This is a genomic window from Megasphaera sp. UBA4233 (assembly GCF_002395615.1).
Lineage (GTDB): Bacteria > Bacillota > Negativicutes > Veillonellales > Megasphaeraceae > Megasphaera > Megasphaera hexanoica.
On the sequence record NZ_DGXL01000002.1, the window covers coordinates 11,186 to 35,528 of the forward strand.

The window sequence follows — 24,343 nt, forward strand, 5'->3', positions numbered from 1 at the left end:
CTTTGGGCATGATACATGTCATTAGTTCTGATGAGTCGCTGGAAGTGCCAGAAGACGATTGATGGTATAGATTGCCTGGATGGCCAGACGGGCGGCCCGCCCTGTTTTTTGCACTAATGTATTCATATAAATCATCCTTCTCTAAAATAGTATTACTGTAGTGCATATAATAATACGTATCTTTTAGATATTTGTCAAGATAAATACAAAAATGTTTTTTAGTTTTTATATAAAATATTGACAAAAAGTTAGATTATGCGTACCATAACAAAGAAGAAAGGGGAATATCCCCTGGCTGCATTGATAACATAAAGGAGGAATGTGGCGTGGAAACCATATCTTGTGAAGAAGTCCGGAAACTGTGTCAGGCACTGATCCGCCAGCCAAGCTTGTCCGGACAGGAAAAAGGCGCTAGTCTCGTACTGCAGACGTATATGAAAGAGCAAGGTGTATTTGATACGATTCAGGTAGATGACTATGGGAATACGCTGGCTTCTATCAAGGGAGACCGGCCGGGACCAGTCGTACTCTTTGATGGCCATATCGACACGGTTCCCGTTGAAGATGAAACAGCCTGGACCTACCCTCCCTTTGCCGGAGATATACATGGAAACCGTCTGTATGGTCGTGGTGCCAGCGATATGAAAGGCGCACTGGCCGCCATGACGGTCGGGGCAGTACAGTTTGCCAGACAGACAAAAAAGAAGTTTGCCGGTACCCTGTATATCGCTGCCGTCGTTCATGAAGAATGCTTTGAAGGCGTCGCAGCCCGCGCCATCAGTCAGGCCATCCGTCCCGACTATGTCATCATCGGAGAAGCTTCCGGCCTCGATCTTAAAGTAGGCCAGCGCGGGCGGGCTGAAATTGTCCTTGAATCAAAAGGGAAGTCTTGTCATTCTGCCAATCCGGAAAAAGGCGTCAATGCTGTATACAAAATGTGTAAGGCTATTGCATGTCTGCAGCAGGTACCGGCTCCCGTTCATCCCGTACTGGGAAAAGGAATCCTGGAATTGACTGATATCAAATCTTCACCTTATCCCGGGGCTTCGGTCGTTCCCGATTACTGCCGGGCTACGTACGACCGTCGTCTGCTGACAGGGGAAACAAAGGAATCCGTCCTGGCACCGCTGAAACAGGCACTCCACACCTTGATGGAACAAGATGGAGAGGCGTCTTACCGCCTGTCCTATGCCGTAGGCAGAGAACGGTGCTATACTGGTGCAGATATAGAAGGAGAACGTTTTTTCCCGGGTTGGCTGTACGATAAACAGGCTGACTTTGTTCAGGCAGCAGCTGACGCGATGAAACAGGCCGGATTCACACCGGCTATCCGCCAGTATAACTTTTGCACCAATGGCAGCCACTATGCCGGTGAAGCCCACATTCCCACAATCGGACTGGGACCCAGCCGGGAAGACCTGGCTCATACAGTAGATGAATACATAGAACTTTCCCAGCTTACCGGCGCTGTTACCTGCTATGTGGCAGTAATGGGGGCCCTGTTGCAGGAACGGTTCCTGCCAGGTAAAGGGGGCGTATGTGTATGAGTATTCTCATTCAAAATGGGACTATTGTAGATGGTACGGGAACGGAACGGTATAAAGCGGATGTTCTCATCGATGGGAACCGTATCGGGGCAATCGGTCACATCGAACCGTCTGAAGGAATGTCCTGTGTTGATGCATCGGGGTGTATCGTAGCGCCAGGATTCATTGATACCCACAGCCACAGTGATATCGAAGTACTGCAGGACAGCCGCGTCCTGCCAAAGGTCATGCAGGGGGTAACGACAGAAATCCTGGGACAGGATGGCATATCCGTAGCCCCCCTGCCGGAAACTTACATTGCGACGTGGCGCCATAACCTGGCCGGTATCGGTGAGGATTCAGAGCGCATAGACTGGCATTACCATACGACAGCCGGGTATCTGAACCGGATACGGGCTGCGCGGCCGGGAATCAACGAATGCTATCTCGTACCACACGGCAATATCCGGATGGAAGCGATGGGACTTGAAAACCGGCAGCCATCAGATGCAGAATTGCAGAAGATGGCCGATATCACTCGGAGAGAAATGGAAGGCGGCGCTGTAGGTCTGTCTTCTGGTCTCATTTACCTTCCCTGCGTTTATGGCGGGAAAGAAGAACTCATCGCCATGTGCCGGGTCGTGGCAGAGTACCAGGGATGCTTTGTCGTCCATCAGCGGAGCGAGGCTGATACGATTGTCGCCTCTATGAAAGAAATCATCGACATTGCCCGTCAGTCCGGCGTCCATCTTCATATTTCCCATTTTAAAGTCTGTGGCCGGAAAAACTGGCAGTATATCCCCCAGGTACTCCGCCTTCTCGATGAAGCTGAAGCCGAGGGGATAAATATCAGTTTTGACCAGACGCCTTATACGGCAGGCAGTACGATGATGAGCGCCATTCTGCCGCCGTGGGTCATGGAAGGCGGTACCGATTGCGTACTCCGGCGCCTCTCTGATCGGACGCTGCGGCAGAAAATGATTGCTGACATCCAGAAGGGTATTCCCGGCTGGGATGACTTCATCGATTTTGCCGGTCCCGACCAGATTTATGTTTCCAGCGTCGGGAGCGAAAGAAATCAGGATGCCGTCGGCCTCAATCTCATTGAACTGGGAGAAAAACGGGGAAAAGATCCGTATAACGCAGTCTTTGATTTACTGTATGAAGAAAAAAATGATGTACGGATGATTGATTTTTATTGTCAGGAAAATCACGTATTGCAGTTCATGAAACGGCCGGAAATGAATCTGAGTACAGACGGGCTGTATGGCAGTCATCCTCATCCACGCCTGTATGGTGCGTTTCCCTATGTGCTGCGTAAATATGTAAGGGAAAATCCGGTCTTTTCGCTGGAAGAAGCAATACACAAGATGACAGGAAAAGCGGCATCGGCATTCCGCCTGCGTGACCGGGGCGTGCTGGCCGCCGGAAAGGCAGCAGACCTGATAATTTTTAAGGACGGCACTATCCGGGACAGGGCGACCTTTACTGAACCTGTCCAATTTCCGGAAGGCATAGAGCAGGTCTATGTAAATGGCGCATTGACTGTGGACCACGGTACTCATACGGATGCCCGGTCAGGCCGGGTCTTGATAAAAAATCATGGATACATTGTCTAAATGCGACAAAAAAATATATTTAACCTAAAAAAAATTTAGCTAACATCTTGCAAAAATGGAAAATCATGATATACTTCTAAGTATACAAAAACTTTTTGATGAGCAAAAATATTTTTAGTAAAAGAAATGGGCTTTCAGGAACAGATAGCACGACAAGGAGGATGAATACCATGGCAGATACCATGAAATGGGTCATGAACCACATGCCCAAGACGGAAGATAAAAATCTTCCCATTATGTCCGTTGAAGAAGTCAAAAAAGCACGGACCTTTCATCAGAGCTTTCCCCAGTATAAGGAAACGCCGCTGACGAAACTTCCTAAGATGGCTGCATATTTCGGCCTCGGTTCTCTTTTCGTCAAAGATGAATCGTACCGTTTCGGCCTCAACGCATTCAAAGTATTGGGCGGGTCCTATTCCATGGCAAAATATATTGCCAAAGAAACGGGAAAAGATGTATCGGAACTGCCCTACGATGTACTGACATCAGATAAGCTCCACGATGAATTTGGCACGGCCACGTTCTTTACGGCAACAGACGGAAATCACGGCCGGGGCGTAGCCTGGGCAGCGAATAAACTGCGTCAGAACGCTGTCGTACATATGCCGAAGGGGACGACACAGACCCGGTTGGAAAATATCAGGAAACTCGGTGCCAAAGTCGATATCCTTGATCTCAATTACGACGACTGTGTACGTCAGGCTGCAAAAGAAGCGGCAGAAACGCCGCGGGGCGTCATCGTACAGGATACGGCATGGGACGGATATGAAGAAATCCCTTCGTGGATCATGCAGGGTTATGGCACGATGGCCATGGAAGCTGCCCAGCAGTTAAATGAACAGGGAATAGACCGGCCGACCCACGTATTCGTCCAGGCTGGTGTCGGTTCGCTGGCCGGTGCTGTCGTCGGATTCTTCTCCAACCTCTATAAAGATAATCCGCCCGTATTCGTCGTCGTCGAAGCCGAAGCAGCGGCCTGCCTTTACAAAGGTGCCGCAGCCGGTGATGGCAAACCGCGCATCGTCGATGGGGACATGCAGACCATTATGGCAGGGCTTGCCTGCGGGGAACCCAATACTATTTCCTGGGATATCCTCAAGAATCACGTCAAGATGTTCGTTGCAGCGCCTGACTGGGTGGCAGCCCAGGGGATGCGCATGCTGGGAGCCCCGATTAAAGGCGATCCGGCCATCACATCCGGTGAGTCCGGCGCAGCTCCCTTTGGAGCTTTGTCGGTTCTCATGACCAGCGATGACTGTGCCGATGTCCGCAAAGAACTGGGACTGGATGAAACAGCCAATGTCCTGGTCTTCTCCACCGAAGGTGATACGGATCCACAGCGGTATAAAAACATTGTCTGGAAAGGCCTCGATAAATAACGAGTGAAACATAGTATACAGGATAGACCTATATTTTCATGAAAAGGAGCAGTACAACATGGCACTGGATTACAGCAAAATCAAAGAAGCCGCAAAGGGCTACGAAAAAAACATGACAAAATTCTTACGGGAAATCGTACAGTATCCCGGTGAAAGCTGCGATGAAAAAGCTCATATCGACCGGATAGCACAGGAAATGCGGGCTCTTGATTTCGATAAAGTAGAAATCGACCCCATGGGCAATGTCCTCGGTTACATGGGCAGCGGCAAGACACTCATCGCATTTGATGCTCATATCGATACGGTAGGCATTGGCAACAAGGACAACTGGGAATTTGATCCGTACAAGGGTTTTGAAACGGAAACGGAAATCGGTGGCCGTGGTACATCTGACCAGTGCGGTGGTATTGTATCGGCTGTCTATGGCGCCCGTATCATGAAAGACCTGGGTCTCCTGTCTGATAAATACACCGTTCTCGTTACCGGTACTGTACAGGAAGAAGACTGCGATGGTCTCTGCTGGCAGTATATCATCAAAGAAGACGGCGTCCGCCCGGAATTTGTCGTATCGACTGAACCGACAGATGGCGGCATTTATCGCGGTCAGCGGGGCCGTATGGAAATCCGCATCGATGTCCAGGGCGTATCCTGCCACGGCAGCGCTCCTGAACGAGGTGATAATGCTATCTATAAGATGGCCGATATCCTTCAGGACGTACGGGCTCTCAACGAAAACGACGCTGCTGACAGTACAGAAATCAAAGGCCTGGTCAAAATGCTCGACAAAAAGTACAATCCTGAATACGAAGAAGCTAATTTCCTCGGCCGTGGCACTGTTACGTGCTCCCAGATTTTCTACACATCGCCAAGCCGCTGTGCTGTTGCTGACTCCTGCGCCGTATCGCTGGACCGCCGCATGACCGCTGGTGAAACATGGCAGAGCTGCCTCGATGAAATCCGGGCACTGCCCAGCGTCAAAAAATACGGTGATGATGTCAAAGTCAGCATGTATGAATACTCCCGTCCGAGCTATACGGGCCTGACTTATCCTATTGAATGCTATTTCCCGACCTGGGTCATCCCTAAAGACCACAAGGTGACCAAAGCCATGGAAGAAGCCTATACGAACCTCTTCGGCACGACGCGTATCGGATCGGCTGAAACGGAAGCAGAACGGAAAGCACGCCCACTGACCGATAAATGGACCTTCTCGACGAACGGTGTCACCATTATGGGCCGCAACGGCATCCCCGTCATCGGCTTCGGCCCTGGCGCAGAAGCACAGGCTCATGCGCCTAATGAAAAGACATGGAAACAGGATCTCGTCACTTGCGCCGCTCTTTATGCAGCCCTTCCCAGTGTCTATACCAAAGACTAATTGATGTATACTATACAGTGTCTATTATTATAGTATTTGCCAAAAGGAGAGTATCACTATGGAAAAGAACTTACAGTATTATTTAGACCAGCTTAAAGCCCTCAATTTCAAGGATATGTATGAAAACGACTTTTTCCTTACCTGGGACAAAACCGATGATGAACTGAAAGCCGTCTGGGTCCTTGCCGATGCACTTCGCTATATGCGTCAGCACAATATTTCGACCCGCGTGTTTGAAAGTGGCCTGGGTATCTCTATTTTCCGCGATAACTCGACCCGTACCCGCTTCTCCTTTGCTTCGGCCTGCAACTTCCTCGGTCTGCAGGTACAGGATCTGGATGAAAAGAAGAGCCAGATTGCCCATGGCGAAACCGTCCGCGAAACGGCTAATATGATTTCCTTCATGGCCGATGTCATCGGCATCCGTGATGATATGTATATCGGCAAAGGCCATGCATATCAGGAAGAAGTTGTCAAATCCGTTACCCAGGGGTATAAAGACGGCATCCTCGAACAGAAACCGACGCTGGTCAACCTCCAGTGTGATATCGATCATCCGACGCAGTGCATGGCAGATGCTGCCCACATCATCAATACCTTTGGCGGTATCCAGAATCTGAAAGGCAAGAAAATTGCCATGACCTGGGCGTACTCTCCGTCCTATGGCAAACCTCTTTCGGTACCGCAGGGTGTCATCGGCCTCATGACCCGTCTCGGCATGGACGTCGTGCTGGCTCATCCGGAAGGTTATGAAGTCATGCCGGAAGTAGAAGAAGTGGCTAAGAAAAATGCCCAGGCTTCTGGCGGTTCGTTCCGTGTAACCAATGACATGGCCGACGCATTCAAAGATGCCGATGTCGTATATCCCAAGAGCTGGGCTCCTTTCAAAGCCATGGAAAAACGGACGAAACTCTATGCCGATGGAGATCAGGCCGGTATCGATGCCCTGGAAAAAGAACTGCTGGCCCAGAATGCACAGCATAAAGACTGGTGCTGCACGGAAGACCTCATGAAGACGACCAAAGACGGCAAGGCCCTCTATCTGCACTGCCTGCCTGCCGATATCAATGGCGTCAGCTGCAAAGATGGGGAAGTCGAAGCGTCCGTATTCGACCGTTATCGCGATCCTCTTTACAAAGAAGCCAGTTACAAACCGTACATCATTGCCGCTATGATTATGCTTGCCAAATTCCAGAATCCTGTAGAAACGTTGGAAGCACTGGCAAAACGCAATACGCCGAGAAAAATGAAATAAGCCTGTTTGTTGCTTTGTGAGCCTGATGAGGTGCCGATCCATCCGGGACCGGCACCTCATCTGTCTTTTCAGGCTGTCCTATTGGGCATCAGGCGTAAAGCGAAGTGTACAAATTCCGCTTCAGGCCTGAGGCCCCATAGGAAGTGAAGAATATACCGGTGTGATACTTTTATATATAAAGGAAGGAACGATATGGAACAGAAAAAGAAACGGATCGTCATCGCCCTGGGCGGCAATGCCCTGGGAAATACGCTCCCCGAACAGATGAAGGCTGTCAAGATTACAGCCAAGGCAATCGTCGATCTTATTGAAGAAAACTGTGAAGTCATTGTATCTCATGGCAATGGCCCGCAGGTCGGGATGATCAATAATGCCATGGCAGCACTCAGTCGTGAAAACCCGGCCCAGCCCAATACGCCGCTGTCAGTCTGTGTCGCCATGAGCCAGGCTTATATTGGCTATGACCTGCAGAATGCCTTACGGGAAGAATTACATAACCGGGGAATCAAAGATATTCCGGTTGCTACTATGGTGACTCAGGTACGGGTTGACGAAAAGGATCCGGCCTTTGAGCATCCATCCAAACCGATTGGTCATTTTATGACAAAAGAACAGGCTGATTTCGCAGAACAACATTACGGTTATATCATGAAAGAAGACGCCGGCCGCGGCTACCGCCGCGTCGTTGCCTCTCCCCAGCCACAGGAAATCATTGAAATTGGGGCAATCCGGACTCTCGTCGAATCGGGGCAGGTCGTCATTGCCTGTGGTGGTGGCGGGATTCCTGTCATGTGCCGGGGAAATCACCTGAAAGGTGCCAGCGCCGTCATCGATAAAGATTTTGCCAGTGAACTTATGGCAGAAAATCTTGATGCCGATTATCTGATTATCCTCACAGCCGTTGAAAAAGTGGCAATCCAATTTGGAAAACCGGACGAACAATGGCTGGACGATCTGACGACAACCGATGCGCGCCGCTATATACAGGAAGGCCAGTTTGCTCCTGGTTCCATGCTGCCCAAAGTACAAGCGGCTGTCCGTTTTGCCGAATCCAAACCAGGTCGTACGGCCCTTATCACTCTTTTGGAAAAGGCAAAAGACGGCATCCTTGGAAAAACGGGTACGCATATCCATATGGGATAAGGAGGGCGGACTATCATGCCAGAACCGGACTCTAAAAAGCGTGCACTCGCCTTATTCGAACTCAACGGCAGGCCGCCTTTCCGCGTTGCTCTGCCTATTGCCCTGCAGCATGTCATTGCCATGATTGTCGGTTGTGTCACGCCGGCCATTATCATTGCCGGTGTCGCTCATTTGTCGCCGGCAGACAGTGTCATTCTGATTCAGGCGTCCCTTATTGCGGCAGCTATTGGCACAGCATTGCAGTTATTTCCCATCGGACCGCGCAGCGGGATTCATCTGGGAGCGGGACTGCCTGTCATCTTTGGCGTCAGTTTCGCCTACGTACCGAGTATGCAGGCTATTACAGAAGAATTTGGTATTGCTGCTATCTTCGGTGCACAGGTCGTCGGTGGCTTGGTCGCAATTCTGGTGGGGCTTTGCATCCGCCGGATCCGCCATTTCTTTCCTCCTCTCGTAGCCGGAACGGTCGTTTTTACAGTCGGACTCTCATTATATCCTATCGCTATTAATTATATGGCCGGCGGAATCGGACAACCGACCTATGGCCAATGGCAGAACTGGGTCGTGGCCTTGTTTACGCTGGGCGTCGTCACCTTTTTCACCCATTTCGGCAAAGGAAGCCTGAAGCTGGCATCCATTCTCGTCGGTATGGGATCCGGGTACATCCTTTCTCTCGTACTGGGCATGGTAGATTTTACCAACGTAGCCAACGCCGGTTATTTTGAGGTGCCGCGGATCATGCACTTCGGCATCGAATTTGATGTGTCAGCCATCGTCGCTATCGCCATCCTGTTCGTCATCAATTCTATCCAGGCTATCGGTGACTTTTCGGCAACTACATCGGGGGCCATGAACCGCCTGCCAGAAACGCAGGAACTGCACGGCGCATTGCTGGGGCTGGGCGCGACGAACATCCTGGGGGCCTTCTTTGGGTTCCTGCCTACGTCTACCTATGGACAGAATGTCGGCATCGTTACGACGACGCGGGTCATCAATCGTCACGTCCTGGGCATGGCAGCCTTCATTATTCTCATTGCCGGCCTTTTCCCGAAATTTTCTGCGCTCCTGACGACGATTCCCTATGCAGTCCTCGGCGGGGCGACCGTATCTGTATTTGCCTCTATTGCCATGACCGGTATCAAACTGGCCCTTTCAGAAGGGACCAGTCCGCGCAATACGGCTATTATCGGACTGGCCGTGGCTATGGGAATGGGACTTTCGGCAGCGCCGGCCACATTAGCGCTGTTCCCGGCCTGGGTGACGACGATTTTTGGCAAGGCTCCTGTCGTAGCGGCATCCCTTATAGCTATTACGCTCAATCTCCTCATACCTAAAGAAATCAAATAAGAAAAGACAAAGGTGTCCCGTTATGGTTCCGGCCGCAAAGGGGCACTTTTTGACCGTGTAAACTGATGCGGTTGTGGTATAATAAAACTATCTTGATGGTGTGAAGGTGATACGGTGTTTCAGGAAACGTATGATGCCTCAGCAAAAAGTGCGGCAGCCAAGGTACGGTTTTTAAAAGACAATCCTATAGGATACGTGATGGCTTCCCTTCTGGGCGGAGCCTATTTGGGATTTGGTATATTGCTGACCTATACGATCAGCGGTTTTTTTGGAGACTGGCCGGCACGGCATATCATTATGGGAGCATCTTTTGGCGTTGCCCTGAGCCTGGTCATCATTTGCGGAGCAGAAATGTTTACGGGAAATGCCTTTGTCCTGTACAATGGCCTGAGGCGTAAATTGATTTCTATTAAAGATGTCCTTTGCCTCTGGGCGGTCTGTTACGGCGGAAACTGGCTGGGAGCGGTTATATTATCCCTGCTGTTTTATGGTGCCGGTTATGATACGGGCACGACGGCGGAGGCGATTACCGAAGCAGCAGTCATGAAAATGAGCCTGCCGCCGCTGGAACTTTTTTTCCGGGGTATCCTCTGCAATATTCTCGTCTGCCTGGCCATCTGGAGCAGTTTCCGCTGTCATTCCGATGCAGGTAAATTGATTATGACGTTTTGGTGCCTGTACGTATTTTATACACTGGGGTTTGAACACTGTATTGCCAACATGACTGTCATGACGCTGGCGATGCTGCTGCCGGCTGCGCCGGATATTACCCTGGCCGGATACGGGTATAATCTGTTCTGGGTGACACTGGGCAATATAGCCGGGGCGGTTTTCTTTTTGTCTATTCCCTATGGATGGGCTGCCTATGGCAGAAAATATCAATAATATCATTGCACGGCACTGGCGCCGGATCATCGTTCCGTCCAGGCCGTGCTTTTTTTATGCCCTAAATGCATGATTTCGTGTGAATTATACAGATTGCTAAATAAATGTTAGATAATCTAAAAAATATTTGACACACATACAAATAAAATGCTAATATGTTTTTAGATACGGGAACGGCAAATGTACTATTATAAAAATGCATATAGAATACAAGAGCTGTCCGGATAAAGGGATGCCGGGCAGCCGGAATGGAGGATACGATATGTTACTTCTTGGAAATGGTACGGTTGTGACGCGTACGAAAGAACGTGGACTGATTCATGATGGAGCCGTAGTTATGGACGGCGGTATCATCTGTGATATCGGACCGTTGCCGGCGATGCGGCAGAAGTATGAACAGGCTGACTATATAGATGCCCATGGCGGACTGATCATGCCGGCTTTTATCAATGCCCATGAGCACATTTACAGTGCCATGGCCCGCGGCCTGGCTATCAATGGATATGCGCCCAGGGGATTCCTCGACATTCTCGATGGTCTCTGGTGGAATATCGACCGGCATCTGACCAATGACCTGACCTGGCTGAGTGCCGTAGAAACGTATATGGAATGCATCAAAAACGGCGTGACGACGATTTTTGACCACCACGCCAGTTATGGTGAAATCAAGGACAGTCTGTTTACGATTGGCGATGCAGCCCGGAAGATGGGCGTCCGCTCCTGCCTGTGCTATGAAATTTCCGACCGGGACGGCAGGGACAAGGCAAAAGAAGCGGTGCTGGAAAATGAAGCCTGGATCCGGTATGCCCAGAAAGATACGACAGACATGCTCGCCGGCATGATGGGAATGCATGCCCAGTTCACCATCAGCGACGAGACGATGGAACTGGCAGCAAATCATAAACCATCCGGGGCAGGATACCATATCCACGTGGCAGAAGGCATTGAAGATTTGCAGGACTGCCTGAAAAAATATGGCAAACGCATTGTGGACCGGCTCTATGACTGGGATGTCCTGGGACCGCACAGCCTGCTGGGGCATTGCATTTATATCAATCCTCATGAAATGGACCTTCTGAAATATACGGATACGATGGTGGTGCACAATCCCGAATCTAACATGGGAAATGCCTGCGGATGTCCACCGACGATGGAACTGGTACATCGCGGCGTCCTGACCGGTCTGGGTACGGATGGGTATACTCACGATATGATTGAATCGTATAAAGTGGCTAATGTACTGCACAAACATCATCTTTGTGATGCCAATGCAGCTTGGACAGAAGTGCCACAGATGCTGTTTGAAAATAACCCGAAAATCGCATCCCGGTATTTTAAACGGCCTCTTGGCGTCTTACGAGAAGGCGCGGCGGCCGATGCCATTGTCGTCGATTACATACCGCCGACACCGCTTACGGCAGACAATGTCAACAGTCACATCCTCTTTGGGATGAACGGTCGCCATGTCGTGACGACCATAGCTAGTGGCAGAGTCCTCATGAAGGACAGAGAGTTACTCGTTTGTGATGAACAGGAAATGATGGATAAAATCCGCACGGGGGCAGCTGAACTTGCCCGGCGGATCAATGGATGACAACGAAAGGAGAAAGATGATGAGCGACAGAATGTATTCACTGCCCTTTGAACATCTTATGAAATGGCTCTTGGGAGAGCGTCATGTTAAAACTGTGTACGGCGTACATCATTTATATAAGGCTGATCCGTCCCGTACCTATACGATATTTGACCGCAAACTGGAAACACCGTTCGGTCCGGCGGCCGGCCCCCATACACAGTTGGCCCAGAATATAGCCGCGGCCTATGCGGCAGGTGCCCGTTTCTTCGAACTCAAAACGGTACAGACTCTCGACGGGGAAGACCTGCCTGTGGCTAAACCGTGTATCCACGCCGACGATGAATGCTACAATGTTGAATGGTCTACCGAACTGACAGTGCCCAAGGCCTTTGAAGAATATGTCAAAGCCTGGTTCCTCCTCCATGTCCTGGCCAAAGAATACGGCCTGGGATCTGCGGATGGGTTCCAGTTCAATATGTCTGTCGGATATAATCTGGAAGGAATCAGCAGCCCTAAGATTGATGCATTCATTGAAGGATTAAAAGAGGCATCCCAGACGGCAATCTTTCAGGAATGCCGGGACTGGCTCCTGGGTCATATCCATTTGTTCCAGAATCTGACGGCCGAAGACGTACAGGCGATTCCCGGAACTATTTGCAATTCCGTGACCGTTTCCACCATGCATGGCTGTCCGCCGGAAGAAATCGAACGGATTGTGACCTATCTCCTGACGGAAAAACATCTCAATACGTTCGTCAAATGCAACCCGACGCTTCTGGGATATGATTTCGTCCGGAAGACTATCGATGAGCTGGGATATAGCCACATGGCCTTTACGGACCGTCATTTCCAGGATGACCTGGCTTATAGCGATGCCGTACCGATGCTGCAGCGCCTGCAGAAACTGGGAAAAGATAAAGGACTCCTGTTCGGTGTTAAACTGACTAATACATTTCCCGTGGACATCAAAGGGGGAGAATTACCGGGCGAAGAAATGTATATGTCCGGCAAGCCTCTGTTCTTCCTTTCCATGAATGTAGCGAAAAAGCTGACAGATGATTTTTCTGGCAGCCTGCGTATTTCCTACAGTGGCGGTGCCGATGCCTTCAATATAAAGGATATTGTAGACACCGGTATCTGGCCGGTTACGGTGGCGACTACCCTGTTAAAACCTGGCGGCTATGAACGACTGTCCCAGATAGCGGGCGGGTTACACAGAGACGATGCACCTTCTTTCTGCGGTGTCGATGGAGAAAAGATCCGAAATATTCTGGACCGCGCCCGGAAAGATGCGTATTACAGACCGATGCCCCGGGTGCGCCAGGAACGCAAGAATGACCAGCCTCTGCCGGTCATGGACTGCTTTATGGCTCCCTGCAGCGATACCTGTCCCATCCATCAGGACATCCCGGCTTATATGACTCTCGTCAGGGAAGGTAAATACAAGGAAGCGTTGGAAGTCATCCTGGAAAAGAATCCCCTGCCTTTTATCACCGGCACGATTTGTTATCATACATGCATGAACAGCTGTACCCGCAATTTCTATGAAAGTCCGGTGGAAATACGGCGTAATAAGCTCATAGCGGCAGAAAACGGATACGACGCCGTCATGGCAGAACTCGTGCCGCCAGCAGGAAACGGCAAAAAGGCGGCTGTTATCGGTGCAGGCCCGGCGGGGCTGTCAGCCGCGTATTTCCTGGCCCGTGGTGGCGTCGATGTCACGGTTTTTGAAAAAAATGATGCGGCCGGCGGCATGGTCCGCTCCTTCCTCTGTGATAAAAAAGGACAGATTACAGCCGATGCGATTGATAAGGATATTTCCCTTGTTGAAAAAATGGGCGTCCATATCGAAACGGATCACGGCATCGGGCAGTACGATGAGCTGGCTGATTTTGATTATGTGCTGGCGGCCTGTGGCGTCAGGGGACTTGTGGGCGCTGCCAGACCGGCAGATATTCCGGGACTGATTGTCATCGGGGACGGTCACTATGGAAAGACGACGTCTGTCGTAGAATGTATTGCCGATGGAAAACGGGCAGCTGAAGCCATCCTGAACATGCCGGTCAGTGTCGATACGGAACTGGCAGCGGATGAAGAAGCCGTCTATTCCCAGCGGGGTCAGCTCATCATGGCTCCTGAAGCAGGGTGTGACCGACGCTGCCTGCAGTGTGATGCTGTCTGTGAAGTCTGCACCGAAGTATGTCCTAACCGGGCCAATATGGCCGTACAGGTGCCGGGATTCCTGCACCGGCAGATTATCCATCTCGATGCCCTCTGCAATGAATGCGGGAACTGCCGGTCGTTCTGTCCCTGGCAGGGGGCTCCGTATAAAGATAAACTGACGATATTCCGGACGCAGGCCGATATGGATGACAGCACCAATCCGGGCATCCTCCTGATTCAGCCTGAGACGGGCCGTTTCCTCGTCCGCCTGGACGGTATGAAAACAGAGTACACCGTTGGTGAATCGGGTACATCTGTATTGGAAGAGCCCGTACGGAAATTGATTGATACATTATTCCGTGATTATTCCTATGTGTTATGGTAAGCGCGGTGATATCTCGTTTATCCTTTTCTAATTGCGATATAGTATATGCGCAAAAAAGTGTATATGTTTTCGGAGGTGATTTTTTATGAATCTCTATCAGGAAGAAAACGATGGCATTGTCAGCCTGACCGATGCCGGAGTGAAGGAAATTCAGGCTCACAAAAATTTTTACAGTGATGCGACGAAACCGATTCCCCGGGAAAAGCGGGACTGGCATATGAAGGATATGGCCAATCTCTGGATCGGCATTATCGTATCCGTTGCCGTTTATCAGGTAGCCAGCGGCCTCCTCGTGGCCGGCATGACCTGGTATGAAGCACTGCTTACCATCGTCCTGGGTCATACGCTGGTCATGGCCGTCGCCATGATCATCGGCCACTACGGCGTCAAATACGGCATGAACTATGCCATGCTGGGCAAGGCGATTTTTGGTCAGAATGGATTATGCGTGCCGGCTATCATCCGTGGCATCCTCGGCATTTTCTGGTTCGGCGTCCAGGCATGGATTGGCGGCCAGGCGACGAGTATTATTATTTCTACTGTTTTTCCTGCCTGGGGTGATTTGGGATTTCCGGGACTCTTTATTTCCTTCCTCATCTTCTGGGCACTCAACGTCTACATTGCCGCGTCCGGCAATAAAGCCGTCAAAATCCTGGAAGGTATTTCAGCCCCGGCCCTCATTGCCATGAGCCTGATCGTCATCGTCTGGGGGTTATCGACGGCCGGATGGAGCCTCGATACGCTGCTCAGTGCCCAGGTCGTGCAGGCCCGCGGCGATACGGATTTTTGGACGCTGTTCTGGCCGGCCCTTTCCGCTATGATCGCCTTCGATGGCGGTATTGCCCTGTCCATGCCGGACTTTACGAGAAGCTGCGTCAATCAGAGAGCCCAGATTGTCGGCCAGATCATCAGCGCCCCAGTCATGACCGGATATATTGCCTTTGTCGGCATCTGCGGTACAGCTGGTGCCTGGCTGGCCTTCGGTAAAGAAATCTGGGAACCGGCCGTCCTCGTCGGCTGCTTCCCCAGCCCGATTATCCGGCTTATCTTCTCCCTGTTCATTATCATGGCCATCCTGACGACCAACGTTGCCGGCAACCTGATTCCACCGGTCAACATCGTCGCTTCCTATGTCAAAGGCCGGTTCAGCTACCGGAAAGTGGCTATCTTCGTCGCCTTCCTGTCCCTGTTTGCCCAGCCGTGGAATTCTCTTTCCAGTGCCTATCATCTGATTTTTGATGTCACCCAGCTCCTGGGCGCACTGATTGGACCGATTTCGGGCATTTACATTGCCGCCTATCTCTTTGAATATCACACAGACCTGAGCATTGTCGATGCTTATATTGAAGGACCGGGCAAATATTTCTATTCTAATGGATGGAACATCCGGGCTATCGTCATCATGCTCATCTTTACGGCTATCATATTTGCCGGCAAATGGGTACCGGCCCTGAGCCCGCTCTTTAATAATGCCTATGTATTTGGTACACTCGGCGCTTGTATTACCTACGCCCTGGTTTGCAAGTTGGGAGGTAATTCATCATGCAATACGTCATCAAAAACGGAATAGTTTGTCTCGAAGGACAGCACGTCAGGACCGATTTGAAAATTAACGACGGTATCATAGAAGAACTGGGAAAGGGAATCTATCACGGTTCAGAAGAAGTCATCGATGCCGATGGTATGTACGTCTGCCCGGGCGGCATCGACCCTCATACCCACATGGATTTGCAGCAGTCTCCCAAATACCGGGCCTGCGATACCTTCTATACAGGCGGTATCGCCGCTGCCTGCGGAGGGACGACGACGATTATCGACCATATGGCCTTTGGCCCTGTAGGATGTTCGCTTCATCATCAGTTCGACGTCTACCGGAAACTGGCGGCAGACTGCCCGGTAGATTACAGTTTCCATGGCGTATTCCAGCATGTCGATGCCGATATACTCAAGGAACTGGGAGATATCATCGATGAAGGCTTCCCCAGCTTCAAAGCCTATACGACATACGGATTTCCCATTACAGAACCCCAGCTCATGCCTATCCTGCGGGTCATGAAAGAGCACCACGGTCTGCTCACGGTTCATGCAGAAAATGACACCATTACCAATACGCTGCGCAAGGAACTAAAGCCTGATGAATTGCTGCCCATCGGGCAGGCCCTGACGCGTCCCAACATTGCCGAAGCGGAAAGTGTCAATATGCTCCTTTCCGTCGCCCGTGCCGACGGAGATGCACCGGTATACGTAGTCCATCTCTCGGCTCATGAAAGCCTGGATCAGGTACGGCTGGCCCGCAGGGAAGGGCAGAAGAATATTTATGTTGAAACGTGCCCCCAGTACCTGCTCCTGACAGAAGATAAATTCTGCGATGGCGGTCCCGAAGAAGCCATCAAATACATGATGGCGCCACCACTGCGCAAGAAAGAAGATAATGAAGCCATCTGGCAGGGACTGCGCGACGGATCGGTTCAGGTCATCGCTACCGACCACTGCCCCTTTACAGAAAAGGAAAAACTGGAAAATGTTGCTGATTTCCGGAATTGTCCCGGTGGCGTTTCCGGCGTGGAAGAACGGATGCCGCTCCTGTTCAGCGAAGGCGTCCTGAAAGGACGGATTTCACTGGAACGATTCGTACAGGCTACCAGCACTAATGCGGCAAAAATATTCGGACTCTACCCGAAGAAAGGGACTCTCATGCCGGGCAGTGATGCCGACGTCATCCTCATCAATCCGGCGAAAACACACACCTTTGGCAGGGATACGCTGCATACAACCTGCGGCTATTCTCCGTATGACGGCATGACCACCGATTGTGCCATCGATCTTGTCATGCTCCGCGGTCAGATCATAGCCAGGGACAATACGTTTACAGGCCAGAAAGGCTATGGAACCCTGCTGCACCGCAAACGCACCATTGCCTATGAAGACATTGTAAGGGTATGATATAAGAAAGATATGTAGCAGTTGTGACATGGTTGATGTTACACGAAAGAAATATAAAATATAAACTTCATATTCGTATGTTCCTGTCTGGTATTTTCCCCCGCCTGGAGCTTTCCCGCTTTTGGGCGAAATGGCAGCCATGACAGACATATCACTGAAAGTCTGAAGGGGCGGAAAGAGGACTGTTATGGATAGGACATGTAAATTGTGGATTAACAACAGAGAAATTGAGGTTGATCCGGAACGGAAGCTGATGGATATTCTGCGCAATGATTTGCGGCTGAAATCGGTAAAAGATGGCTGCAGTGAAGGTGCCTGCGGCACGTGTACCGTCGTCATCGACGGGAAAGCGACGAAAACCTGCGTACAGAAAGCAGGCCGGATGGCTGGCAAACGTATCCTGACGGTGGAAGGACTGTCACAGCGGGAAAAAGATGTATTCGTCTATGCCTTTGGAGAAGCTGGCGCCGTGCAGTGCGGCTTCTGTATCCCGGGCATGGTCATGTGCGGCAAAGCGCTCATCGATGCCAATCCCCGGCCGAACAGGGTAGAGATAGCCGCGGCTATCCGCAATAATATCTGCCGCTGCACGGGTTATAAAAAAATCATCGACGCCATCGCTCTGGCTGCGGATATGCTGGATAAGGGAACTCCCGTACCGGCAGAAGACGAATATCCCCAGGTCGGTTCAGCCTGCCACCGCATCGATGTCAAGGGAAAAGTACTGGGAACGGGACAGTATGCAGACGATATAGACGAAGTCGATCTGCCGGGCATGTGTTATGGCAGTGCCGTACGCAGCCAGTATCCCCGGGCCGTCGTCAAAGCCATCCATACGGAAAAGGCAAAGGCCCTGCCCGGTGTCATCTGTGTCCTGACGGCCGATGATATTCCCGGTTCTGTCAAAGTCGGACACCTGAAGACCGACTGGGATACTCTTATCGGCGTCGGAAAGACGACCCATTTCCTCGGTGATGCCATTGCTCTGGTGGCGGCGGAAACACCGGATATCCTGGCTGAAGCCAAAAAGCTCGTAGAGGTAGAATATGAAGAGTTACAGCCCGTTACATCGGCAGTTGAAGCACTGGCAGAGGGAGCTCCGCTGGTCCATCCGTCCCACGGGTCCAATATCCTCGTCCACGAACATCTGGTGCGCGGCGATGCCGACGCGGTCATTGCGGCCTCTAAATATAAAGTGACCCGCCATTATGAAACGCCCTGGACGGAACATGCTTTCCTGGAACCGGAATGTGCCGTAGCCATGCCCTTTGACGATGGCGTCTATATCTATTCGACCGATCAGAGCCCCTATGACACGCGGCGGGAAACGGCGCTCCTCCTGGGACTTCCCCAGGAAAAAGTCATCGTTGAGAACAAGCTCGTCGGCGGTGGCTTCGGCGGGAAGGAAGATGTGACGGTCCAGCATCTGGCAGCGCTCATTGCCTACAAGACGAAGCGGATTGTCAAATGCAAACTGACCCGGCAGGAAAGCATCCTCATCCATCCCAAACGCCATCAATTCAGCATGGACCTGACAACAGCCTGTGATGAACAGGGCAGACTGACGGCCATGAAACTGGTAGCCGTGACCGACAATGGGGCCTATGCTTCTCTGGGTGGTCCGGTATTGCAGCGGGCCTGCACCCATGCGGCCGGCCCGTATAACTACCAGATTATCGATATCGACGGGACCGCCGTATATACCAATAACCCGCCGGCAGGAGCGTTCCGCGGTTTTGGTGTGACTCAGACGATTTTTGCAACGGAACGGAATCTCGACCTTTTGGCGGAAATGGTAGGAATTGATCCCTGGGAAATCCGCTACCGCAATGCCATCCGTCCCGGCCAGGTGCTGCCGAACGGGCAGATTGCCGATCCGGCGACGGGACTGGCAGAGACACTGGAAGCCGTAAAGGACACGTATTATCACAGCGGTCCCTATGTGGGCATAGCCTGTGCCCTCAAAAACGCCGGCGTCGGCGTAGGATTGCCCGATTATGGCCGCTGCCGTCTCGTCGTGGAAGGCGGTACGATCCATATCCATGCCGGTGCTTCCTGTATCGGCCAGGGTGTCGGTACGGTCCTGACACAGATCGTGTCCCAGGCGGCCGGCGCTCCGGTCAGCCACATCTGCTGGCATAATCCCAGCACGGCAACGGCACCTGATGCGGGAACGACTTCCGGATCGCGGCAGACGACTCTCACGGGAGAAGCGGGCCGCCGGGCTGCCAAGGCCTTGCGCCGGGCTTTGTTTGCCCGAAAAGGGCTGACCTATGCAGCAAGCCGTACGCCCAGTGCCTATCTGGAAGATGTCATGGTCGAAGAAGAATCGCCGGAAACAGCAGCTGTACGCTTTACGGCAGAAGACCTGGCATTATTGGACGGGACGGAATACTATGGCGAATACTATGGTAAAACCGACGCCATGGGGACGTCCGGCAAGGAACATCCCGTATCCCACGTCGCCTACGGTTATGCGACTCACGTATGTATCCTCAATGAAGATGGCACGATTAAAAAGATGGTAGCCTGTCATGACGTAGGAAAAGTAGTCAATCCCCGGAGTCTGGAAGGGCAGATTGAAGGCGGTACCGTCATGGGCTGTGGCTATGCCCTGACGGAGCAGTATCCTCTTGATCACGGCAGGCCGACGGCTAAGTACGGGACACTGGGATTATTCCGTGCCGACAAGGCACCTGTCGTAGAAGCGATTCCCCTGGAAAAGAAAGGGGTAGACGTATCGTACGGTGCTATCGGCGTCGGTGAAATCACATCTATCCCGACGGCACCAGCTGTAGCAGGGGCGTACTACCGCTGGAATGGTGAGTTTCAGACGGAACTTCCCCTGAAAGGCACGCCCTATGCCAGAAAACAGGCAAAAAAATAAACCGGCCGTACTTTTCAGATGGGATGCTATCGCTTATAATAAAAAATAAAAAGAAACCGGCAGTTCCAGCAAGCCGGTTTTCTTTCTCCCTGCGTTATTCGCACATAAACATATCGCCTGAAAGGAGCAGACCGTCATGAACAGAGATCAGGATAAGAGACTGCGGTGCAAGGTCACGGTCCGCATGATGACCGATGAAAAAGCCTTTGGTCCCGGTGTAGCCGAATTGCTTTCCGGTGTGCGGCGCACCGGGTCGCTGCAAGGGGCTGCCCAGGCCATGCACATGTCTTACAGCAAAGCCTGGACGGTCGTGCGGGCGGCCGAAGAAATCTGGGGATTTCCCCTGACAGAACGACAGGCCGGCGGCAGCCATGGAGGGCACAGCCGGCTGACGAAGGCTGCAGAAATTCTTCTCCAGCGGTATGAAAAATTGGAAGAGAAAGTAAATGAAACGGCGAGACAGGAGTTTGAGCGTTCATTCAATCCCGGTGAAATTGCCCGGTTAAAGGAGTTAGGTCATGAAACAACATAATTGTATTATCGTCCGTGGGGGAGGGGATCTGGCCACTGGTGTCATACAAGCGTTATGGCGGGCCGGTTTCCCCGTAGTATCCCTGGAAGTGGCCGCGCCGTCAGCCATCCGTCGTCAGGTAGCCTTGTCAGAGGCCGTGTATGATGGCCGCTGTACGGTAGAAGATATGATGGCTGTCCGCTGCCATACCTATGAAGACGTGCAGCAGACCTGGGAAAAAAATCAGATTCCCCTTATGATTGATCCGGAAGGAAAGGCAATTGCCGATCTTAAGCCGGCTGTCGTCGTCGATGCAATCCTCGCTAAAAAGAACCTGGGCACGACGCGGGACATGGCGCCCTGTGTCATCGGACTCGGTCCGGGATTTACGGCTGGGTGCGATGTGGACTACGTCATTGAAACGAAGCGGGGTCATAATCTGGGCCGGATCATCACCGATGGAACGGCTGCTGCCAATACGGGAATTCCCGGCATCATTGCCGGATATGGGAAAGAACGGGTAATGCACAGCCCGGCCGCAGGATATGTGTATGGACTGGTGCGGATTGGCGATATGGTGGAACAGGGCGATCCCGTAGCCATCATCACCGGGACCCCACAGGATACCGTTTCTATCCGTACGGAAGGGTCGCTCATCCGGGCCAGCCTGACCGGTCTGGTACGGGGGCTGATCCGGGACGGGTATCCCGTTACGCCAGGGTTTAAGACTGCAGATATCGATCCCCGGAAGGAAGAACTGAAAAACTGCTTCACCATTTCAGATAAAGCCCGGTGCCTGGGCGGTGCCGTACTGACGGCTGTCCTGATGGATCAGAAGAAAAAAGGAGTGCAGAAACGATGAAAAAAATGCGTACCGTCGATGCCGTCGGACAGGTGCTCTGTCATGATATTACACAGATCATCCGTGGCGTGAGCAAGGGTCCCGTCTTCCGCAAGGGGCATATTATCCAGCCGGAAGACATTCCCGTTCTGCTGTCGGTGGGAAAAGAACAGATTTATATCTGGGAAAATAATGAACATATGCTTCATGAAAATGATGCGGCGATCATCCTGCGGGATATCTGTCAGGGCAGTCATATTGCGGCTGGAGAACCTAAGGAAGGCAAAATAGAACTGACGGCGGACTGTGACGGTCTGTTTCTCGTCGATACGCAGGGCCTGTACCGGGTTAATGCCCTGGGTCAGATGATGATTGCCACCCGGCATGGCGGATTTGCCGTCAGAAAAGGAGACCGTCTGGCCGGGACGCGGATCATTCCGCTGGTCATTGAAAAGGAAAAAATGGAGGCGGCAAAACAGGCAGCCGGCTCCCAACCGCTGATGCAGGTCGTTCCCTTCCAGAACATCCGCTATGGCGTCGTGACGACGGGCAGTGAAGTGTTCCACGGCCGTATCAAAGATACGTTTACCGATGTCATCGTTTCCAAAATGGCGGAATTCGGGGCGGTAATGGAAGCCCACGACATTCTCGATGACGATCCGGCGGCCATTACCCGGACTATCAACGGCATGCTGGAACAGCACCTGGACATGGTTCTCTGCACGGGTGGGATGAGTGTCGATCCTGACGATCAGACGCCGCTGGCCATCAAAAACACGGGAGCCCGCATCGTCTCTTACGGGGCACCGGTCCTGCCAGGAGCGATGTTCCTCCTGTCCTATATGACCGACGGCCGGCCTGTCGTGGGATTGCCGGGATGTGTCATGTACGCCCGGCGGACTATTTTCGACCTCGTCCTGCCATCCCTTATTGCCGGCGTTCCTGTTACGGCAGGTCAGCTGGCATCTTTGGGAGAAGGCGGATACTGCCTGAACTGCCCGGTCTGTACCTTCCCGAACTGCGGATTTGGCAAATAGGAGGAAAGAATGGAACATTTTTCTCATATCGATGAAGCAGGTAACGCCCGCATGATAGACGTGGGTCAGAAGGAAATAACGGCACGGGAAGCCGTGGCCGTTGGGCGGATTTATATGAGCGATACCTGCTTTTCCATGGTACAGGCCGGTACTATGAAAAAAGGCGATGTACTTACGGTGGCCCAGATTGCCGGCATCATGGGTGCAAAAAGAACGAGTGATCTCATTCCCCTGTGCCATATCCTGGCACTGACCAAGTGTGCCGTAACCTTTTCTCCCGTACCGGAAGACCGTGCCATCGAGGCCCGCTGTCTGGTACGCTGCCAGGGCCGGACAGGTGTCGAAATGGAAGCGCTTACAGGTGTTTCTATAGCCCTGCTTACCGTGTATGACATGTGCAAAGCCGTCGATAAAAATATGCACATCGAACAGGTTCATCTGGTAGAGAAGAAAGGTGGCAAAAGCGGCCATTTTATCTATGGGAAAGGAGACGACCCACATGCGTGATACTTGGGGCCGTACTATCGATTATCTGCGTATTTCCCTGACGGACCGCTGCAATCTGCGCTGCCGCTATTGCATGCCCTCTGACGTGCCGTCTGTTGGGCACGATGAAATCCTGCGTTATGAAGAAATATTGGAAATTTGTAACGCTGCTGTTTCACTGGGCATCAATCGTTTTAAAGTGACCGGCGGCGAACCGCTCGTGCGAAAGGGAGCCCTTTCCTTTATATCAAAACTCACGGCGCTGCCGGGCGTCTGTGATGTGACACTGACCACCAATGGTCAGCTCCTGAATAAGGCCCTTCCTGTTCTCTGTCAGGTCGGAGTGAGCAGTATCAATATCAGTCTGGATACGCTTTCGGCCGGTCAGTATGCAAACCTGACCGGCGGCGGGAAGCTCGATGTGGTTCTATCCGCTCTCCGGCAGGCACTGACACGGCCAGTCAGAATTAAGGTGAATGCGGTGTTATTGGAGGAAACGGTGTCCCAGATCCTGCCTCTGGCGGAACTGGCCCGTGACTGGCCGCTGGACGTACGGTTCATTGAGCTCATGCCAATCGGCTGTGGCCGGCAGATGAAGGGTGTCCCTGTTGGCGAAGCTTTTTCCCGGCTGAAACAGGTCTGGCCCGACCTGTCCCTCTGCCGCCACCATGGCAACGGGCCGGCCGTCTATTATGGCAGTACTTCTCTTACGGGACATATCGGCTTTATCGGAGCCAATACGCACCAGTTCTGTCATAGTTGCAACAGGCTGCGTCTGACCAGTACGGGCGTATTGAAACCTTGTCTGTGCTATGAACAGGGCATATCTGTCAAAGACATTATCCGGAGCGGACTTCCCGACCGGCAGGAGCGGCTGCGGCAGGCCGTGACCAGAGCCATAATGGCAAAACCGGAACAGCACCAGTTTTCCGATGCCAGCCGGATTACAGAACATAAAACGATGAATCAGATTGGAGGATAA

At 52.0% G+C, this 24,343-nt stretch carries 18 protein-coding genes; all 18 read left to right on the forward strand.

From position 1 onward, the window contains the following. Positions 1 to 326 precede the first annotated feature (326 nt). The 18 genes from B2U90_RS00210 (at position 327) to moaA (ending at position 24,343) form a co-directional block, all read left to right on the forward strand. Positions 327 to 1,547, forward strand: coding sequence for a YgeY family selenium metabolism-linked hydrolase (locus tag B2U90_RS00210; RefSeq protein ID WP_292016790.1), 1,221 nt, complete (start codon positions 327 to 329; stop codon positions 1,545 to 1,547). Next, positions 1,544 to 3,145, forward strand: coding sequence for an N-acyl-D-amino-acid deacylase family protein (locus B2U90_RS00215; protein ID WP_292016791.1), 1,602 nt, complete (start codon positions 1,544 to 1,546; stop codon positions 3,143 to 3,145). The genes B2U90_RS00210 and B2U90_RS00215 overlap by 4 nt, the downstream gene beginning before the upstream one ends. A 170-nt stretch (positions 3,146 to 3,315) precedes the next feature. After that, positions 3,316 to 4,524, forward strand: a complete 1,209-nt coding sequence (gene dpaL / locus B2U90_RS00220) for a diaminopropionate ammonia-lyase (protein WP_292016792.1) — start codon at positions 3,316 to 3,318, stop codon at positions 4,522 to 4,524. Positions 4,525 to 4,588: 64 nt separating this feature from the next. Beyond that, positions 4,589 to 5,902 (forward strand): YgeY family selenium metabolism-linked hydrolase, encoded by a 1,314-nt coding sequence (locus B2U90_RS00225; protein ID WP_200817445.1) that lies wholly within the window; start codon positions 4,589 to 4,591, stop codon positions 5,900 to 5,902. 58 nt (positions 5,903 to 5,960) lie between these two features. Next, a complete protein-coding gene (gene ygeW / locus B2U90_RS00230; RefSeq protein WP_059076420.1) occupies positions 5,961 to 7,157 on the forward strand; it encodes a knotted carbamoyltransferase YgeW in 1,197 nt (398 codons plus the stop codon). A gap of 192 nt (positions 7,158 to 7,349) precedes the next feature. Continuing rightward, the gene (gene arcC, locus B2U90_RS00235; protein WP_059076421.1) at positions 7,350 to 8,300 is read left to right on the forward strand and encodes a carbamate kinase; all 951 of its coding nucleotides are present in this window, start codon (positions 7,350 to 7,352) and stop codon (positions 8,298 to 8,300) included. 15 nt (positions 8,301 to 8,315) lie between these two features. Beyond that, entirely contained in the window at positions 8,316 to 9,647 is a 1,332-nt protein-coding gene (locus B2U90_RS00240; protein WP_113856463.1) for a uracil-xanthine permease family protein, read from the forward strand. Between the two features lie 114 nt (positions 9,648 to 9,761). Then, positions 9,762 to 10,532 (forward strand): formate/nitrite transporter family protein, encoded by a 771-nt coding sequence (locus B2U90_RS00245; RefSeq protein WP_292016793.1) that lies wholly within the window; start codon positions 9,762 to 9,764, stop codon positions 10,530 to 10,532. A gap of 262 nt (positions 10,533 to 10,794) precedes the next feature. Continuing rightward, positions 10,795 to 12,126 (forward strand): putative aminohydrolase SsnA, encoded by a 1,332-nt coding sequence (gene ssnA, locus B2U90_RS00250; protein ID WP_059076424.1) that lies wholly within the window; start codon positions 10,795 to 10,797, stop codon positions 12,124 to 12,126. A gap of 16 nt (positions 12,127 to 12,142) precedes the next feature. Beyond that, positions 12,143 to 14,656 carry a putative selenate reductase subunit YgfK gene (gene ygfK, locus B2U90_RS00255; protein WP_292016794.1) on the forward strand — a complete coding sequence of 838 codons (2,514 nt, stop codon included), beginning with the start codon at positions 12,143 to 12,145 and terminating at the stop codon, positions 14,654 to 14,656. A gap of 85 nt (positions 14,657 to 14,741) precedes the next feature. Beyond that, positions 14,742 to 16,226 carry an NCS1 family nucleobase:cation symporter-1 gene (locus B2U90_RS00260; protein WP_113856459.1) on the forward strand — a complete coding sequence of 495 codons (1,485 nt, stop codon included), beginning with the start codon at positions 14,742 to 14,744 and terminating at the stop codon, positions 16,224 to 16,226. After that, entirely contained in the window at positions 16,199 to 17,599 is a 1,401-nt protein-coding gene (gene hydA, locus B2U90_RS00265; protein WP_292016795.1) for a dihydropyrimidinase, read from the forward strand. Before B2U90_RS00260 ends, hydA begins: the two co-directional genes overlap by 28 nt. A 187-nt stretch (positions 17,600 to 17,786) precedes the next feature. Beyond that, positions 17,787 to 20,486 (forward strand): selenium-dependent xanthine dehydrogenase, encoded by a 2,700-nt coding sequence (gene xdh, locus B2U90_RS00270; RefSeq protein WP_292016796.1) that lies wholly within the window; start codon positions 17,787 to 17,789, stop codon positions 20,484 to 20,486. A 136-nt stretch (positions 20,487 to 20,622) separates the two neighbouring features. After that, entirely contained in the window at positions 20,623 to 21,018 is a 396-nt protein-coding gene (locus tag B2U90_RS00275) for a winged helix-turn-helix domain-containing protein (RefSeq protein ID WP_292016797.1), read from the forward strand. After that, positions 21,005 to 21,859, forward strand: coding sequence for a selenium-dependent molybdenum cofactor biosynthesis protein YqeB (gene yqeB, locus B2U90_RS00280; RefSeq protein ID WP_292016798.1), 855 nt, complete (start codon positions 21,005 to 21,007; stop codon positions 21,857 to 21,859). Before B2U90_RS00275 ends, yqeB begins: the two co-directional genes overlap by 14 nt. Beyond that, complete coding sequence (locus tag B2U90_RS00285; RefSeq protein ID WP_292016799.1) at positions 21,856 to 22,875, forward strand: molybdopterin-binding protein; 1,020 nt, start codon at positions 21,856 to 21,858, stop codon at positions 22,873 to 22,875. The genes yqeB and B2U90_RS00285 overlap by 4 nt, the downstream gene beginning before the upstream one ends. 9 nt (positions 22,876 to 22,884) lie before the next feature. Continuing rightward, on the forward strand, positions 22,885 to 23,382 hold the full coding sequence (gene moaC, locus B2U90_RS00290; protein ID WP_292016800.1) for a cyclic pyranopterin monophosphate synthase MoaC: 498 nt from the start codon (positions 22,885 to 22,887) through the stop codon (positions 23,380 to 23,382). Continuing rightward, positions 23,375 to 24,343 carry a GTP 3',8-cyclase MoaA gene (moaA, locus tag B2U90_RS00295; RefSeq protein ID WP_292016801.1) on the forward strand — a complete coding sequence of 323 codons (969 nt, stop codon included), beginning with the start codon at positions 23,375 to 23,377 and terminating at the stop codon, positions 24,341 to 24,343. Before moaC ends, moaA begins: the two co-directional genes overlap by 8 nt.